The 16,123-nt window shown below is 70.3% G+C and carries 13 protein-coding genes; 8 read left to right on the top strand and 5 right to left on the bottom strand.

All coding sequences use genetic code 11. The features are described 5' to 3' along the window. Positions 1 to 45: 45 nt before the first annotated feature. On the top strand, positions 46 to 1,629 hold the full coding sequence (locus AB0L53_RS02620; protein ID WP_363989235.1) for a hypothetical protein: 1,584 nt from the start codon (positions 46 to 48) through the stop codon (positions 1,627 to 1,629). Here the strand turns inward: AB0L53_RS02620 and AB0L53_RS02615 are convergent. Beyond that, a complete protein-coding gene (locus AB0L53_RS02615; protein WP_363989232.1) occupies positions 1,612 to 3,411 on the bottom strand; it encodes a glycoside hydrolase family 36 protein in 1,800 nt (599 codons plus the stop codon). The two genes, AB0L53_RS02620 and AB0L53_RS02615, sit on opposite strands and share 18 nt — an antisense overlap. Before the next feature lie 13 nt (positions 3,412 to 3,424). Then, entirely contained in the window at positions 3,425 to 4,591 is a 1,167-nt protein-coding gene (locus tag AB0L53_RS02610; RefSeq protein WP_363989229.1) for an ROK family transcriptional regulator, read from the bottom strand. A 72-nt stretch (positions 4,592 to 4,663) separates the two neighbouring features. Here AB0L53_RS02610 and AB0L53_RS02605 point away from each other — a divergent pair, with 72 nt between their 5' ends. Next, positions 4,664 to 6,724: an alpha-galactosidase gene (locus tag AB0L53_RS02605; RefSeq protein ID WP_363989226.1), complete on the top strand. Its 2,061-nt coding sequence runs from the start codon at positions 4,664 to 4,666 to the stop codon at positions 6,722 to 6,724. Positions 6,725 to 6,728: 4 nt separating this feature from the next. Here the strand turns inward: AB0L53_RS02605 and AB0L53_RS02600 are convergent, their stop codons facing one another. Further along, on the bottom strand, positions 6,729 to 7,331 hold the full coding sequence (locus tag AB0L53_RS02600; protein WP_363989223.1) for a helix-turn-helix domain-containing protein: 603 nt from the start codon (positions 7,329 to 7,331) through the stop codon (positions 6,729 to 6,731). A gap of 100 nt (positions 7,332 to 7,431) precedes the next feature. On the opposite strand from AB0L53_RS02600, the gene AB0L53_RS02595 reads away from it, so the two are divergent. From AB0L53_RS02595 to AB0L53_RS02570, 6 genes are all read left to right on the top strand, one after another. After that, positions 7,432 to 8,622: a cytochrome P450 gene (locus AB0L53_RS02595; RefSeq protein WP_363989220.1), complete on the top strand. Its 1,191-nt coding sequence runs from the start codon at positions 7,432 to 7,434 to the stop codon at positions 8,620 to 8,622. A 7-nt stretch (positions 8,623 to 8,629) separates the two neighbouring features. After that, positions 8,630 to 8,821 (top strand): ferredoxin, encoded by a 192-nt coding sequence (locus AB0L53_RS02590; protein WP_357946339.1) that lies wholly within the window; start codon positions 8,630 to 8,632, stop codon positions 8,819 to 8,821. 803 nt (positions 8,822 to 9,624) lie between these two features. Continuing rightward, the gene (locus tag AB0L53_RS02585) at positions 9,625 to 10,071 is read left to right on the top strand and encodes an SAV_6107 family HEPN domain-containing protein (protein WP_225298648.1); all 447 of its coding nucleotides are present in this window, start codon (positions 9,625 to 9,627) and stop codon (positions 10,069 to 10,071) included. A gap of 851 nt (positions 10,072 to 10,922) precedes the next feature. Beyond that, positions 10,923 to 12,056, top strand: a complete 1,134-nt coding sequence (locus tag AB0L53_RS02580) for an FAD-dependent oxidoreductase (protein WP_363989217.1) — start codon at positions 10,923 to 10,925, stop codon at positions 12,054 to 12,056. A gap of 104 nt (positions 12,057 to 12,160) precedes the next feature. Beyond that, complete coding sequence (locus tag AB0L53_RS02575) at positions 12,161 to 13,057, top strand: RNA polymerase sigma-70 factor (RefSeq protein ID WP_363989214.1); 897 nt, start codon at positions 12,161 to 12,163, stop codon at positions 13,055 to 13,057. A 196-nt stretch (positions 13,058 to 13,253) separates the two neighbouring features. Continuing rightward, positions 13,254 to 14,522: an oxygenase MpaB family protein gene (locus AB0L53_RS02570; RefSeq protein WP_363989212.1), complete on the top strand. Its 1,269-nt coding sequence runs from the start codon at positions 13,254 to 13,256 to the stop codon at positions 14,520 to 14,522. Between the two features lie 145 nt (positions 14,523 to 14,667). On the opposite strand, the gene AB0L53_RS02565 is transcribed toward AB0L53_RS02570, so the two are convergent. Continuing rightward, positions 14,668 to 14,952 carry a hypothetical protein gene (locus tag AB0L53_RS02565; protein WP_363989210.1) on the bottom strand — a complete coding sequence of 95 codons (285 nt, stop codon included), beginning with the start codon at positions 14,950 to 14,952 and terminating at the stop codon, positions 14,668 to 14,670. A 642-nt stretch (positions 14,953 to 15,594) separates the two neighbouring features. After that, positions 15,595 to 16,089 carry a transcriptional regulator gene (locus tag AB0L53_RS02560; protein WP_026214021.1) on the bottom strand — a complete coding sequence of 165 codons (495 nt, stop codon included), beginning with the start codon at positions 16,087 to 16,089 and terminating at the stop codon, positions 15,595 to 15,597. Between the last annotated feature and the right edge of the window lie 34 nt (positions 16,090 to 16,123).

Genomic DNA, 16,123 nt, shown 5'->3' with positions numbered 1-16,123 from the left:
CTTGGGCGTGGGCCGTAGCACCCCCCAAGGATGGAGTCAGGCCCCATGGCACACGACCTCAGCAGACGCGGTTTACTCGTGGCGGGCGGCGCGCTGGCCCTCGCGGCGGCGACCGGCATCCAGCCCGCTGCCGCGGGCACGTTCTGGCAGTCCAAGCTGCTCTCCTACGACCGGCGCGGGCGCCTGACCTACGCGCAGGACGCCGAGGGCAACCGGTTGCCGGACTTCAGTCACGCCGGATACCGCAACGGCGAGCGGCCGATCCCGTGGGCGCGGGTGGTCAAGGCCATCCGGCCGGTCGAGGGCGACAACACCGCCCATATCCAGGCGGCCCTCGACGAGATCGCGGCGCTGCCCCGCGAGCGGCGTGGCGCGCTGCTCCTGCTGCCCGGCCTCTACCCGGTCGCCGGAACCCTGTACGTACGCGCCGACGGCATGGTGCTGCGCGGCAGCGGCGACGGCGAGGACCCGGCGGGCAACACGATCATCAAGGCCACCGGCAACAGCCCCAAGGACCGCGACGTGATCGTGGCCGGCGGCACGTCGGCGGGCGGCTGGGCGGGGGAGGTGCCGGGTACCCATACCGACATCACCACGGACTTCGTGCAGGTGGGCGCGCGCGAGTTCGAGGTGGCGAACGCCGGGTCGCTGCGGCCCGGCGACAACATCGTGATCCACCACCCGTGCTCGGAGGGGTGGCTCAAGGCCATCGACTACGGCGGTCACGACGTGGGCCCGGCCTGGCAGGTGGGCGAGCACCCGATCATCTACAACCGCTATATCCGCGAGATCTCCGGCAACAGGCTGACGATCGACGTGCCCGTGTTCAACCACCTGAACCGGGCGCTGTCCCAGTCGTCGGTCTACAAGTGGGACCGGGCCGGCCTCGTCACCCAGGTGGGCGTCGAGCGGCTGCGCGTGGACATCGAGTATCACGGCGACCCCGAGCAGGACGAGGACCACGCCTACAACGCGGTCGTGCTGCTGCGTACCGAGGACTCGTGGGTGCGCGACTGCACGATGCTGCACTTCACCCAGGCCGGGGTGGCCACCCAGGAGACGACCCGCGCCACGGTCGAGAACTGCCGGGCCGTCGACCCCGTCAGCATCGTCACGGGGAGCAGGCGGTACAACTTCAACACTTATGTCTACTCGCAGCAGGTGCTCTTCCGTGACTGCTACGCCTACAAGTCGCGGCACGCCTTCGTCTCCAACGGGCACAGCACGGTGTCGGGCGTGGTGTTCCTGCGCGGCACGGCCGAGTACGCGCTGAACTCCAGCGAGGGCCACCGCCGCTGGTCCCAGGGCCTGCTGTACGACGGGCACCGCGACATCGACCCGCACTACGACTACACGCTGGGCCTGTACAACCGGGGCCGCTACGGCACCTCGCACGGCTGGTCGGCGGCGCACTCGGTGGCCTGGCGGTGCGACGTGTCGACCAGCCGACTCATCGTCCAGAAGCCGCCGACGGCCCAGAACTACGCGATCGGCTGCCTGGGGATGGTCACCGGGGACGGCCCCTTCCAGCAGCCCGCCGGGTACATCGAGGGCACCGGCCAGGCGGGTCTCCTGCCGCCCTCGCTGTACGAGGCGCAGTTCCTCGACCGGCTACGAGGCGGCTTCTGAACCCAGGTCCAGCCGGAGCAGCCCGCCGGTGGGCACGGTGATCGTGTGCGTGCCGGGCGACAGCTCCAGCGTCGTGTCGTTCACCGTACGGCCCCGGCAGGTCTGGACCCTGGCGCGGGCCGTACCGGAGCGGCCGACCTGGAGCAGCACGTCGGCCGAGTCGTCGGCGTTGGCCAGCCAGAACGTGCCCGCCTCCGGGACCGCCACCGGCAGCGGCGCGTAGCGGGCCGTCATCACCGTGCCCGCCGAACGGGCCGTCACCTGCGGATAGACCAGGTCCGGGCGGGCCGGCTCGAACGCGCCGCGCTGCAGCACATCGGCGTGCTCCTTGACGAAGCCCAGCCAGAACCGCAGCACCTCCAGTTGCCCGGGCGTCTGCGTGGTGAGGTCCACCGAGATCTGCGGGACCGCGAACAGCACGTTGACCAGCTGCGCCGCGACCCGCTCCGGGGTCTCGTCCGGGTGCCACATCAGCATGTCGGCGTGCACGGCCAGCGGCCCGGCGATCAGGCGCAGGTCCACCGTGCGCTGGCGGTTGTGCGCGGGGCTGAGCGGGCAGTCCGAGGCGCGGACCATCGTGGCGTACGGCCACAGCCCCGGGCTCACGTACGGCTGGCGCAGCTCCACCAGGCAGTCGCGGGGCAGCATGGCCAGGAGTCTGCGCACGCCCTCGTTGACCGTCGCGCAGTCGGCCTCGGGCCCCGGCTCGGGCGGGTCCTCCACGGCGAACTGGTCGATGAAGTCGATCTTCAGGCCGTCCATGCCCCACTCCTGGACCGCGCGGGTCAGGTGGCCGGCGAGGAGCTCGCGGATGTAGGGGTAGCGCGGGTCGACGATGACCGCGTTCATGTGCTCCTTGTAGGCCAGCGAGTAGGGCTGTACGCGGTCCCAGAGCGCGGTGTGGCGGCCGACGAACGGCAGGGCGTACCAGAGCAGGTAGGCGAGCCCCGCCTGCTTGACCGCCGCCACGTGTGCGGAAATATCGGGAAAAGACGTGGTGGAGGGCTCCCACTCGCCGACGTGCCCGTAACCGCGCCCGCGGTCGTCGCTGTGCCAGCCGTCGTCCACGATGATCGCCTCGCAGCCCAGCTCGGCCGCCGGGCCCGCCTGCCGCTCCACGCTCGCGGCGTCGACGTGCTGCTGCATGGCGTACCAGGTCGAGTACGCGGGCATCCGTGCCACCTCGGGCACCTCTCCCGCCGGGCCGCGCCACCCCTCGGCCGCGTCCGCAGGCTCGTGGACGTTGCCCTGCCACCACTCGGCCACGTCCGCGAGCGTGCGGGCGAAGGGCCGTCCAGTGAGGTCGAGCCGCAGCACCAGGCCGGTGCCGGGCTCGGCGTCGTGCTCGGCCCAGAAGCCGAAGTCGCCGGTCTCCTCCACCACCCCGGTGCGGATGTGCACCGGCCGGACCACCTCGCCGACGGCGTACGTGCACAGCGACACGTCACCGGCGCCCACCAGGCAGCCCACGGGGGCGTTCTTCTCCAGGGCGGCCACCCGGGGCTTGCGCCAGAACGGCGGCAGCCCTCTGTGCTCGCCGCCGTCGGGCGCCCAGAAGGCCGTGGCGGCCACGCAGGGCACCCGCCACGCCACGCGGACGGCCGCGGGCCGGTCCGGAGTGATCCGCACCTCGTGAACGCCCTCGGCGTCCTCGGTGACGGTCCATGTCAGCTCGGCCGCCGCCGTCGCTGTCAGCTCCGTCGCGCCCGCGCGGAGGCGCACTTCGCGGGTCTCGCCCGGAGCGCGGTCGTGCGGCTGCCAGATCCCGGTCGTCGCGGTCACTGCCACTCCTGAGTCACTGTCGATCCTGGAGAGTGAAGAAGGTCTGGATGGCGACCGAGGCCGCGCCGCGCGCCCACTGCTCGAAGGGCCGGGGGCGCAGGAAGATCCGGCAGTCGGCCGCCGCCCCGAACGCCTGGCTCGCGAACGACCGGCTGATCTGCTCCTCGAACAGGTCGTAGGCCGCCAGCCCCTGCACGTCGCCGGTCACGATGATGCGCTCGGGCCCGATGAGGTTCGCCATGGCCGCCATGGCCAGCCCGATCGCGTGCCCCGCCCTGGCGAACACCTCGCGCGCCGCCACGTCGCCCGCGTGGGCGGCGTCGATGGCCGCGTCGATGGTCAGCGACGCGTCGCCGGTGGCCGCGCGGATCGCGGCCACGATGGGCGCGGTCCCGGCGATCGCCTCGACGCAGCCGCGTCCCCCGCAGTGGCACGCGGGCTCCTCGCCGCCTACCGGGACGTGCCCGATCTCCCCGGCGACGCCGTGCGAGCCGGCCACGATCCGGTCGTTCACCACCAGCCCGCAGCCGATGCCCACCCCCACCGTGACCACCGCGAACGACGACGCGCCGATGCCCTCGCCGAACCACTGCTCGGCCACGGTGAGGGACTTGACGTCGTTCTCGACGGTGACCCGCAGCCCCGTCGCCTCCGCGGCCAGCCGGGCCAGCGGCACCTGCCGCCAGTTGAGGAAGGGGGAGTAGCGCACCATGCCATGCGCCTTGTCCACATCGCCCGACACGGCCAGCCCCAGCGCGTGGCAGCGCTGCCGGTAGGCCGGGTCGGCGGCGAGCAGCTCGGACACGAGATCGGCCAGCGTCGCCACCACGTCCTCGGGCGAGGACGCCGTCAGGGGGCGGTGCGCGCCGACGAGCACCTGGGCGCGCAGGTCGGTGACGACGCCGATGAGCTCGTCGTCGGTGATCTTCACGCCGGTGAAGAACTCCCGGTCCGGCTTGATGGCCAGCGGGCTGGCCGGCCGGCCCGCGCCGGGCCCCGGCCGGTCCGTGGCCTCCAGCTCTTCCAGATAGCCCGCCTCGATGAACGGGCGCGCCGCCTTGGTGACGGCGGCGGACGACAGCCCCGTCCGCCTGGCGATCTCCACCCGGGAGACCGGCCCCTGCGTCAGGACCATGGTGAACACGGTGGCCGCCGCGGGAGTGGTGAGCGGTGCAGGCATGATGGGCATCGTAACACTAATTAACTTCGTTAAGAATTGATTCGAAGGGCCCATCGATCTAGGCTCCGGGACATGCCTTCGGTGACCTTCGACGCGGCCAGCCGTACGTATCTGCTGCCCACCTCAACCGCCAGCTACGTCCTCGGGCTCGACGCCGACGATACCCCCGTCCACCTGCACTGGGGACCCCTGCTGACCCAGGAGCAGGCGGCGTCGTTGCCCCGCCCGGCGGCACCCGCCGCGAGCAGTTTCGACGGCGCCGGACCGGCCGAGGAGCTCGGCACCGAGGCGGGCGCGCGCTTCGGCACTCCGTCGCTGCAGATCGCCTTCCCGGACGGGGCCCGGGGAGTCGACTGGCGTCATGTCGGTCACACGATCGACGGGGGACACCTGACGGTCCACTTCCGGGATGCCGTCCAGCCGTTCGAGGTGGACCTGCACTACCGGGTGCGCGGCGACGTCGTGGAACGGTGGACCGCGCTGCGCTCAGAGGTGCCTGTGACGATCCTGCGATGCGACTCGGCCGCGTGGAGCGTTCCGCCGCTGCCCGGGTACCGGCTCAGCCACGCCGTCGGCGGGTGGAGCGCCGAGCACGGGCTGCGCCGTACCGACCTCACCGTGGGCGAGACGACGCTGACCAGCAGGCGGGGGCTGAGCAGTCACCACGCCAACCCGTGGCTCACCGTCGACGGCGGCGACGCGGGCGAGCGCCACGGCGAGGTGTGGAGCTGCGCGCTCGCCTGGAGCGGCAGCTGGCGCATCACGGTCACCCGCGACCCGTCGGGGAGCGCGGGGTGGACGGGCGGGTTCGGCCACGAGGGCCTCACCTGGCGGCTGGAGCCGGGGGAGGAGTGGGTGACGCCGGTGTTCGCGGGGGTCTACGCGCCCGACGGGCTCGGCGGGGCCAGCCGCCGCTGGCACGACCACGTCACCGGGTACGTGCTGCCCGAGCCGGACGAGCTGCGCCCGGTGGTCTACAACGCCTGGGAGGCCGTCGGGTTCGAGGTGGCCGAGTCGAACCAGAAGGAGCTGGCCGCGCTCGCCGCCCGCGCGGGGGTGGAGCTGTTCGTCATGGACGACGCCTGGTTCGGCGGGCGCACCGGCGACAGCGCCGGGCTCGGCGACTGGTGGCCGAACCCGGACCGCTTCCCCAACGGGCTGGCCCCGCTCATCGACGAGGTGCACGGGCTGGGCATGCGGTTCGGCCTCTGGGTCGAGCCCGAGATGGTCAACCCCGACAGCGACCTCTACCGCGCCCACCCCGACTGGGTGCTGCACATGCCCGGCCGCCCGCGCACGCTGCTGCGCAACCAGCTGGTCCTCAACTTCGCCCGGCCCGACGTCGCGGACTGGGCGCACAAGTGGCTCCACCGGCTGGTCGGCGAGCACGGCGTGGACTTTCTGAAGTGGGACTTCAACCGGGCCTTCACCGAGGCGGGCTGGCCCGGCGCCGCCGACCAGGACCGGCTCTGGATCGACCACGTGCGAGCCGTCTACTCGATCATGGACCGGCTGCGCGCCGACCATCCGCACCTGCGCATCGAGGCGTGCGCGGGTGGCGGGGGACGTACCGACCTGGGCATGCTGGCCCGTACCGACCAGGTGTGGACCTCCGACAACACCGACGCCCACGACCGCATCGCCATCCAGCACGGCTTCAGCCAGATCTATCCGGCCCGCGTGATGGCCGCCTGGGTGACCGACAGCCCGAACCCGCTCACCCGCCGCGTCACCCCGCTCAGCTTCCGCTTCCACGTCGCCATGGCCGGCGCGCTGGGCCTCGGCGGCGACCTGCTGAAGTGGAGCCCGGCCGAGCTGGCCGAGGCCGCCGCGCTGGTCGCCGTCTACAAGGACATCAGGCCCGTCGTCCAGCTCGGGCGGCAGGACAGGCTCGAGTACGGCGTGCAGTACACCTACGGCGACCGGACGGTCGTACTCGCCTGGCGGGGACCCGTCGCGCACGGGACGCCGCTCGTGCCGCTCCGCCTGGCCGGGCTCGACCCGCTGGGCCGCTACCGCGACGAGGACACCGGGCAACTGCACCATGGAGCCCTGCTGATGTCGGCGGGCCTGCGGCTGGACCTGCCTCCGGGCGACTACGCCAGCGCCCTGATCCGCCTGCGCTCGGTGTAATCGGTCATCCGATCGATGAAAGGCCGCGCAGGGCGAGCTGGGCGGCGCGCACGGCCGACTCCTCCGCCTGCTCCAGCGACCCGCCCCGGTTGATGGTGGAGATGGCCGCGAGCTTGGTGGCGCCGATCAGCGCGCCCACGGCCGCCGCCGCGTCCACGTGGTCGAGCTCATCGGGAAAGGCGTCCTCCAGTGCCCGCGCCAGCTGGAGCTGGCCGTCGAGCAGCAGATGGAGCGCGCGTGCCTGCAAGGAGGGGATGGTCATGATGAGCCGCAACCGCAGAGGCGCCTCCATCATCGACAAGTCGTCGTCGCCGGCCCGTTGCAGACTCGCCCGTACGAGCCGCAGCAGCAGGTCGGCCAGCCGCTCGCCGGGCATCCTGGACGAGACCATCTCCACGGTCAGTGCCAGGCGCGACGCGCCGTCGAAGAACAGCACGTCCTCCTTGCTGGCGAAGTAGCTGAAGAACGTCCGCGTCGACACCTCGGCCTCGGCCGCGATCTCGGCCAGCGTGGTCTCCTCGAAGCCCTTCTCGTCGAACAGCCGGAGCGCGGCCTCGATCAGCGCCCGGCGTGTGCGCTGCTTCTTGCGCTCCCGTAGTCCCACCATGCCGGGGACTCTACCGCCAAACTTAGGGATTTTCATGCATTGAAATTTTGCATTGAATGAGGTTTTCTGGTGTAGTTGACCACGCGAAAGGAGCCACACCATGTCGGATCTGACCTTCACCAACACCCGCCAGCGCCCCTTCGATCCGCCTGACGAAATCGCCGAGTTGCGAGAACAGGCGCCGATCCACCGCATGACCTACGCCGACGGGCACCTCGGCTGGATCGTGACCGGCTACGCCGCCGCCCGCGCCGTGCTCGCCGACGCGCGCTTCAGCAACCGCCCCGAGCACATGCACCAGCCGACCCCGGCCCGGATGCGGTTCGCGAGGGAACAGGGTTCCCGGGTGCCGCCCGGGTTCTTCCTGCGTTTGGACGCCCCCGAGCACACCCGCTACCGCAAGCTCCTCACCGGCCAGTTCACCGTGCGCAGGATGAAGGAGCTGGAGCTCAGGATCGCCGAGATCGCCGAGGCATGCCTGGACGCCATGGAGGCCGCGGCCAAGCCGGTGGACCTGGTGCAGGAGTTCGCGCTGCCCATCCCGTCGCTGGTGATCTGCGAGCTGCTCGGGGTGCCGTACGAGGACCGGGCGCAGTTCCAGGAAGACACCAAGGTGCTCGTCAACCTGGAGATCAAAGCCAAGGATGCCATAGGCGCGATGACGCGCATCTCCGCGTACCTGTACGGGCTGATCCAGCGCAAGCGCGCGAAGCCGGAGGACGACCTGCTCAGCGGGCTGATCGAGAACGGCGAGCTGAACGACGAGGAGCTCACGGGCGTCGCGTTCCTGTTGCTGGTGGCCGGACACGAGACGACCGCGAACATGATCGGCCTCGGCACCTACGCGCTGCTCACCAACCCCGCCCAGCTCGCCCTCATGCGCGATGACCCGTCCGCGGTCGAGAACGGCGTCGAGGAGCTCCTGCGCTACCTCACGATCATCGACCTCGGTCCGATCAGGAGCGCGCTGGCCGACGTCGAGATCGAGGGCCGGCTCATCAAGGCCGGCGACACGGTCACGATCCACCTCCCGGTGGCCAACCGCGACCCGTCCCGCTTCCCGGACGGCGACGTCCTCGACCTGGCCCGGCCCGCCACGGGCCACCTCACGTTCGGCCACGGCATCCACCAGTGCCTCGGCCAGCAACTGGCCCGGGCCGAGATGCGCATCGCCTACCCGGCGCTTTTGCGGCGCTTCCCCGGCCTACGCTTGGCCATATCACCGGAGGAGGTGCCGATGCGCTCGGACATGAGCATCTATGGTGTGCACCGCCTCCCTGTCACCTGGTAGGTCAATGATGGAGATCAAGGCAGACACGACGGTGTGCATCGGCGCGGGCATGTGCGCGCTGACGGTGCCGGCGATATTCGACCAGAGCGAGGAGGAAGGGACCGTGGTGGTCCTTGACTCCACCCCGCCGGCCGAGCTGGAAGAAGCCGTCCGCCGCGCCGTGACGCTGTGCCCGTCAGGCGCCATCTCGGTGGTCTGATTTCGATTTGCTGGGTCCTTCGCGTCGACGGCGGGTGCCTTCTGTCGTACTGGTCTGGCCGGCCGTCTTACGGCTCGCCCAGCCCGAACCTTCCCCGCCGTCGCCGCGACCGTCTTCTGGGGCGCTCGTCTTTCGGGCTGACCCTCTACTGGGCCGACCGCCTATCGACCGACCATCCATCGGGCTGACCGTCTGCCGGATGCCCGCCCCACGGGCCCGGTCGCTTACCGGCCGGATCGCCCACCGGCCCACCGGGCGCCGGGCCACCGCCCCCACCGGCCCTCGGTTGCAGACACCCAGCGCGGATGCGCCAGTTTCGCGGACCTGCTGAGGCGCCGACCAGTTGGGCGCGGACCGCTGATCCCAGACCTCCGGATGGTCCTTGAGCGCGCTGCCCGTCCCGCAACCTCGGTCCCTCAACCTTGGCCCCCAACCTCGTCCCGCTGCACGTCAATGGGCATGTCGTCCGCGCTCCCTCGCGCTGATCGAATCTGTGTTCGTAGAACAGGTTGACACCGAGCGTGATCGAAATTATGTTCGACCTAGTGACGTGAGGCTCGCGGCTCACGTCGTAGGACCTGGTCGCGGGCCGTTCGCTTCCCCCAGCGAGACCCGCGATCAGGCTCCAGGGCGAAGGGCGTGTCCTCGTCGTCGGCGGAGACGAGTGGGCGCGTCCTGGCCGGACGGGGTGCGGGGAAGCTCCTCGTCCGGCCAGCCCGGCGGAATTGTCGGTGGGGTCTGCGAACCTTGACTTCACCGGCGGAGACGCCGGGAGCCGCCATGACTCCAAGGAGGCGCGCAAGATGGCACCAAGGCTCAGCGATACGCAGGGGCCCCGGCTGTCGCCCGCAGTTAGGGCGCACCTGACGGATTCACATTCCTGCCTGGCGGAGGCGACAGCCGCTCGCACCCCGGCATCCCGATACGTGGCAGCGCACCTGGCAGCCCTACGAGCTGCGGCGGCGATCCTGGCCGCCCGCCCACGCCCCATGGAAGGCCGCAGGCGCCGCCTGCGCAGCGCCTGGGAACTGCTCCCGGAGGCGGAGCCCAAGCTCGCGGAATGGGCCGCCTACTTCTCGGTGAGCGCCGCCAAGCGCGCCGCCGCCGAGGCCGGCATGGTCCGTGGCGTCAGCGCGGCCGACGCGGACGAGCTTTTGGCCGAAGCCGACACCTTCGTCGCCGTAGTCCAGGACATCCTGGGCGTCCCCGCTCAACCCCAACTCCCGGTCGAGGTCCCCCTGGCCGGCTGACCACACCGCTCGCGCCGCCGACGACGGCGGCGAGTGGGCAGCCGGACAACTCGAACACGAGCGAACACACCGACCCAGGCGAGGGCCAGCAGACCATCCTGACCAAGGACGACCCCGCCAAACCGGTGGAAGAAGAACGCGATGCCTGAAGCATGCGCAAAGCCGCCGCATGCAGGCGATCGAACGCCCCGAACTTGGGCGGCCAGGGAGTCGAGGAGGATCTCCGCAGAATTGAACGGTGAGCCAAGGTGCCTTGTGGTCCCTCGGCAGGGGAATGTCAGGCCGTCCAGTTCTCAACGGTGATCGCGCTGCTGCTGGCCTGGGCCAGCTCGATGATCTGCGTCATGGACAGGATCTTGCGGAACCCGTGGCCCATCCGTTCCTCTATGGCCGTTCGGCCAGGCTCCAGGATGTCTCTGGCATCACCCCTGCTGCCGGACCGACGCTGACCTGAGCAGGGCTCCTGATGAGTTCCTTGAGGCGGCCGGTGACGCTGCGGTGCCCCCTGCGCGTCGATCTGGACCAGCTCTCTGTTACGCAGCCGGGGCGGCAGCGTCTTGGCGGCCTGGGGATCGGCCAGGTAGCCGAGGCTGGTCTGGCGGCCAAGGACCCCGCGCGGCCACCGCCGGGCCGTGTCGGGCCGAATACAGCGGGCTGGGCCCCGCGCGCCCGCTACCGCGAGACTCCTCGGCCCTTGCCCGACCTCGTCGGGGCTGTGTTCCGCCACTCCCGGCGGAAGGGGGCGGCGTTTCCGCCGCGTCTCCTCCGTTGTGCGCCAAGTCTCATCCGCGGGTTGTTACACCGGATGCGCGGCTGGTGTCTTCATGTCGAATCCACAACACGAGGGAGACATGATGAACGAGAACGTCGCGGTGGTCGTGGTCGGTGGCGGGTACGGGGGCGTGACGGCGGCCAATCGCCTGGCTCGGCGCGATGGCGTGTCGGTGACCCTGGTCAATCCGCGTCCCGACTTCGTCTCGCGGATCCGTCTGCACCAGCTCTTGACCGGCTCCGATGACGCGGTCGAGGACTTCGGTGAGGTTCTGGGCGGGAACGTTCGGCTGGTGGTCGACACCGCGACCCGGATCGACGCTGCCGAGCGCCGGGTGTCGCTGGCGGGCGGTGGCACGCTCTTCTACGACTACCTCGTCTACGCGGTGGGCAGCGGCGCCGCCGATCCCGGTGTGCTCGGAGCGGCGGAGTTCGCTCATTCGGTGTCGACCCTCGAGGGGGCGCGACGACTGCGGTCGGCGCTGGCCGCGACGCCCGCGACGGCTCCGGTGACCGTGGTCGGGGCCGGCCCGACCGGCCTGGAGACCGCCGCCGAGCTGGCGGAACTGGGTCGCAAGGTCACCCTGGTCTGCGGCAATGTGCTGGGCCCCTACCTGCATGCCCGGGTCCGCCGCCTGGTCGCTCGCCGGCTCGCCGAGCTGGGTGTGACCGTCCTTGAAGGTCCCCGCGCGCGGGTGGTGGAAGTGACACGCGAGGCGATACGGCTCGACGACGGCCGCCAGTTGCCCAGCGCGGTGACGATCTGGACCGCGGGATTCCGTGTCCCGGACCTGGCCGCCCGCAGCGGGCTGCGCACCGACGCCGAAGGCCGCCTGCTCACCGACACGACGCTGACCAGTGTGGACGACGTGCGCATCGTCGCCGCTGGGGACGCGGCGGCGATGACGGACCGGCCATTTCGGATGAGCTGCCAGGCCGCCGTACAGCTGGGCCCGGGGGCCGCCACCACGATTCTGCGGCGGATCGCGGGGAAAACACCCGCTCCCGTCCGGTTGCTGTTCGCCGGGCAATGCCTCAGCCTCGGCCGAAACGAGGGCGTCACCCAGTTCTCCTACCTGAACGACAGGGCGAACGCGCTCCACATCAGCGGGCGGCTTGGTGCCCCCGTCAAGGAGATCGCCTGCCGGTTCACCCTCAATCAGTTGGTGTCCGGGGCACGCAAGGCCACCTCCCGCGCATCCCACCTGACCTGATCAGTGGGGAGGCCGCCGCCGACGACCCCGTCTTTGGACTGGGTACATTTCCACGGTCTGCTTCCGGCATGTGGGGCTGACCACGAGAGAGTGAAGCGCACGACATGAACGACCACGTCACCGACCCCGCGACCAAAGCCTTCGTCGCCCACCGAGACCTGCTGTTCACCGTCGCCTACGAGATGCTCGGATCGGCGGCGGACGCCGAGGACGTCCTCCAGGAGGCCTGGCTGCGGTGGGCGAAGGTCGACCTGGCGCAGGTGCGGGACCAGCGCGCATACCTGGTACGGATCACGACCCGGCAAGCACTCAACCGGCTACGGACCCTCCAACGGCGCAAGGAGGCCTACGTCGGCCCCTGGCTGCCCGAGCCCCTGCTCACCGCGCCGGACGTGGCCGAGGACGTCGAACTGTCCGAGAACCTGTCGCTGGCACTCATGTTCATCCTCGAAACCCTCTCACCGACCGAACGCGCCGTCTTCGTGCTGCGCGAGGTCTTCGACATCGGCTACGACGACATCGCGGCCGCGATCGGCAAGAGCCCTGCCGCCGCACGCCAGATCGCCTACCGCGCACGCCGGCACGTCGACGCCCGCCGACCGTCCACACCGGTCTCCCCGGAAGAAACCCGGGCCGCGTTGAGTTCGTTCCAGTCCGCGCTCGTGACCGGGGACCTGCAGGGGCTGCTCGACGTACTCGCCCCGGATGTTGTCTTCGTCAGCGACGGCGGCGGCCTCAAGCTGGCGGCCCTGCGGCCGGTCGTCGGCGCCGACAAGGTGCTCAGTTACATGGCCGGCAGTCTCGGCAAGGCCGGCGGCACCTTCACCAGTGAGCCCACGACGGTCAACGGCAACCCCGGACTCATCCTGCGGCTGGACGACGTGATCGACGGCGTGCTGGCCTTCCGCGTGGACAACGCCCGCGTCACGGGCCTCTACTACGTCCGCAACCCCGAAAAACTCACCCGCGTCGAGTCCGAAACCCCCCTCACCTCCCGCTGACCCTCCGCCGACGCGGCAGAAGATCCCCAGCACGACCAGCCGGACGACCAGCACGAGCACCCCGCCCCCGGCTTACAACAGCCCCACTGATCAGCGCCTTTTATTGGAGCCCAGGCAAGTGCCACCTGCCGAAGGGGCGAGGAGAGTCTTCCCCCTCCCACCGGCCGCTCCCCCTAGAGGAAGTAAGAGCAGACGCATGTCCCACACCCACCGCAACGCTGTCATCCCCGAGCGAGTCGTGAACCTGGACGAGGCCCGACACCGGCACGGTGCGATGGCCGACCACGCGGCCCAGATGGTCATGGCCGGAGACCCGCTGGCCGACGCCGTGATCGCCGAACTCGACCAGCTGGGCAAGGAAGGCCGCCACATCCTCAACCGGGGACTCGCCGACGGTCTTGCCAGCCTGGGCGAACAGCCGCCTAGCGCCATCGAGGCACTGCTGCGGCAGCTGGAGACGGTGCCTTCCTGGATCGATCCCGCGCAGATCGACCGTGGTGAGGTCGCCCTGCTGTCGGTGCCTCAGCCGTGGTTCGAAATCTGCGCGATCAGCAGCGCCCTGGTGCACACCTATGCCTCGCCCGCCATCGCCCGGCTGCTGGCGCAGACGGGACAGCTGACGAAGATGGCTTCCCGCCGGCTCGTCGAGACCGGGATGTGGGGGCGTCAGAGCACGCTGCCCGGAGGTCTTCACCGAGGAGCTCCCGGCTACATCAGCACCGCGCAGGTCCGACTGCTGCATGCGCGGATACGAGCCACCGCTCTCCAGCACGGCTGGGACACGGCCGTCTGGGGCCTTCCCATCGGGCAGACCGACATGGCCCGCACGTGGCTGGACTTCACGCTCACTCCCTTCACAGCCCTCGCGGCAGTCGGCATCGATTTGAGTGCCGAAGAACAGAAGAGCCTGTACCAGTACTGGTCCTACACCGCCTATCTGCTCGGGATCGACGAACGCTTCTACCAGGGCGTCACGGACCACGCCAGCGCTCGCTGTCTGCAGAACCTGCTGGACATGACGAACGCTGAGCCGGACGACAACTCACGTGCGCTGACCGCGGCCATGGTCAGCGCCACGGCCGGCGCCATGGCCGGTGCGCCCAACCCCCTGATGGCCGAGGACCGACTCCGCGACCTCCTCCACGGCCTGCTGTGGCGTGCCTTCGGCAGCGAGCTCTCCGACCACCTGGGCATCCCTGAATCGGACGCCACTCCGCTGCTGCCTCTGGTCGCTCTCCTCAACAGCCAGGCCAGGCGCTGGCAGACCTTCACGGCTGACTCCGCCGAGACGGCCCGCCGCGAAAACGCGCAGAGCCCCGGCCCCGATGAAGCCTTCCGCCTTCCCGGCGGCACCGCTTACGAGCAGAACATCGCCGTGCCCACCACGGCATTGTCAACGACGGCTGAATCTGGACCCCCTGGCGTCGCCACGGGGTCAGTTTTCACCCGTCGTCGACAGGCATGAACGATTTTCGCGCGATCTGCTCGCCCCGAGTGCCCAGATCCGCTCCACGCGCCTCGACATGCTCGCTCTGCGAGGCCCGACCCGCTCGGCGTACGAGTCCCGGCCGGGCTGCCCGCATGTCCTCAGTGGCGCGTCAGGAGGTGGTTCACATCGGATCGCACACCGGTACGGTGCTGTAATCCTCGCCCGTCACCGGCCGGATGTCCTGCCAGCGCACCCACCGGGCCTGGCCCATGTGCTCGGTACCGTCGTCGGTGTTCAGCGTCTGCGGGGGCCATAGCAGGAATCCCCACCGCTCTCCCTCCGTATCGCCCCAGGCCAGCAGATAACGCGCCTCGCCGCCGTAGTCGGTGGTCGAGAACATCGTCGCGGCATGTTCGACGATCGGCGGCCGCCACAACCCTGGTAGGCCTTTCATGTCGAGATGCATTGGTCCATTATACGAACTGGCGTTCGATATCGCTAGGAGGAAGCGCCGTTTCCCGGCCCTATCTGGGCGAACGCGGTGGGCACCTGGACGGCCGGACTCCGCTGGACCTGCGTGGCTGGGCCTGCGTGTGCGTGTGTGGGCGTGCGGGCACGGTGGAGTGCGGCCTGTGGGCGGCGGGGGTGCGGCTGGGCCTGCGCTGTGAACGCGCCCGGATGGGCGTGGGCATGCGGAGGGGGTGTTCGGCGGGCTTGTGCGGGGACGTGCCGCTGGGCCCGCGGCGGTGCGCGCGAAGGGCTACGGGATCGCGAAGGGCCTTCGGGGGCTGCGAAGAGACGGCAGGCACGGCGCTTGGCCGCGTGCGTCGCGAAGGGCCTATGGGGTCGCGTAAGGCATGCGGCTGCCGGAGGTGTGCGGCGGGATCCGCGTGAGGTCCCTGTACGGCAGGACCAAGGGCCTGGGGGCGTGCGGAAAGGACCGCCCTACTGGGGGCCTGGTCAGCGGGTGGCGGGTTCCCGTGCGTGCCCGGACAAAGCCCGTCGTAGTGCTCCCGTACGGAGGTTCACCGTGCCGCCGTACGCGAGACACCAAGACGAAAAAGCGGGACGCGCCCGTCACATGGCGCGCCCCGAAAAACAGGAGCGGTCAGAAGGACTCGACGGCGCGGCGGGCCTCCGCGTCGAGGACGCCCCAGCTGATGAGCTCCTCCGTCAACTCGCTCGGCGACTTGTCGTAGATCACGGCCAGGGAACGCAGGTCCTCCTGGCGGATCGACAGGACCTTCCCGTTGTAGTCGCCACGCTGGCTCTGGATGGTGGCCGCGTAACGGGCGAGTGCCCCGGCCTTCTCCTTCGGCAGCGTCGCAAGACGTTCCAGGTCGATGACAAGCTTCGGTGTCGGGCCGAGCGGGCTCGGCGCGGCACCGCCGGGCAGTAGCTCGGAGACGGGCACCCCGTAGAAGTCGGCAAGCTCGGCAAGTTTCTGAACCGTTACAGCACGGTCGCCACGCTCGTACGAGCCCACGACCACGGCTTTCCACCTGCCACGCGACTTCTCTTCGACTCCGTGCAGGGACAGGCCCTGCTGGGTGCGGATGGCGCGGAGTCGTGCACCCAGCGACTTTGCGTACTCAGACGGCATCGTGTGGCCCCCCGGCTCTCGTATGTAGCGCTCT

It is taken from the genome of Nonomuraea sp. NPDC052129, assembly GCF_040680095.1.
Lineage (GTDB): Bacteria > Actinomycetota > Actinomycetes > Streptosporangiales > Streptosporangiaceae > Nonomuraea.
This window is presented reverse-complemented; position numbering and strand designations above follow the sequence as displayed.

Coding starts and splice junctions, on each gene's coding strand:
- AB0L53_RS02595 (WP_363989220.1), top strand. CDS start 7,432: ATGTCGGATCTGACCTTCACCAACACCCGCCAGCGCCCCTTCGATCCG.
- AB0L53_RS02620 (WP_363989235.1), top strand. CDS start 46: ATGGCACACGACCTCAGCAGACGCGGTTTACTCGTGGCGGGCGGCGCG.
- AB0L53_RS02560 (WP_026214021.1), bottom strand. CDS start 16,089: ATGCCGTCTGAGTACGCAAAGTCGCTGGGTGCACGACTCCGCGCCATC.
- AB0L53_RS02575 (WP_363989214.1), top strand. CDS start 12,161: ATGAACGACCACGTCACCGACCCCGCGACCAAAGCCTTCGTCGCCCAC.
- AB0L53_RS02590 (WP_357946339.1), top strand. CDS start 8,630: ATGGAGATCAAGGCAGACACGACGGTGTGCATCGGCGCGGGCATGTGC.
- AB0L53_RS02585 (WP_225298648.1), top strand. CDS start 9,625: ATGGCACCAAGGCTCAGCGATACGCAGGGGCCCCGGCTGTCGCCCGCA.
- AB0L53_RS02580 (WP_363989217.1), top strand. CDS start 10,923: ATGATGAACGAGAACGTCGCGGTGGTCGTGGTCGGTGGCGGGTACGGG.
- AB0L53_RS02605 (WP_363989226.1), top strand. CDS start 4,664: ATGCCTTCGGTGACCTTCGACGCGGCCAGCCGTACGTATCTGCTGCCC.
- AB0L53_RS02610 (WP_363989229.1), bottom strand. CDS start 4,591: ATGCCTGCACCGCTCACCACTCCCGCGGCGGCCACCGTGTTCACCATG.
- AB0L53_RS02565 (WP_363989210.1), bottom strand. CDS start 14,952: ATGCATCTCGACATGAAAGGCCTACCAGGGTTGTGGCGGCCGCCGATC.
- AB0L53_RS02600 (WP_363989223.1), bottom strand. CDS start 7,331: ATGGTGGGACTACGGGAGCGCAAGAAGCAGCGCACACGCCGGGCGCTG.
- AB0L53_RS02570 (WP_363989212.1), top strand. CDS start 13,254: ATGTCCCACACCCACCGCAACGCTGTCATCCCCGAGCGAGTCGTGAAC.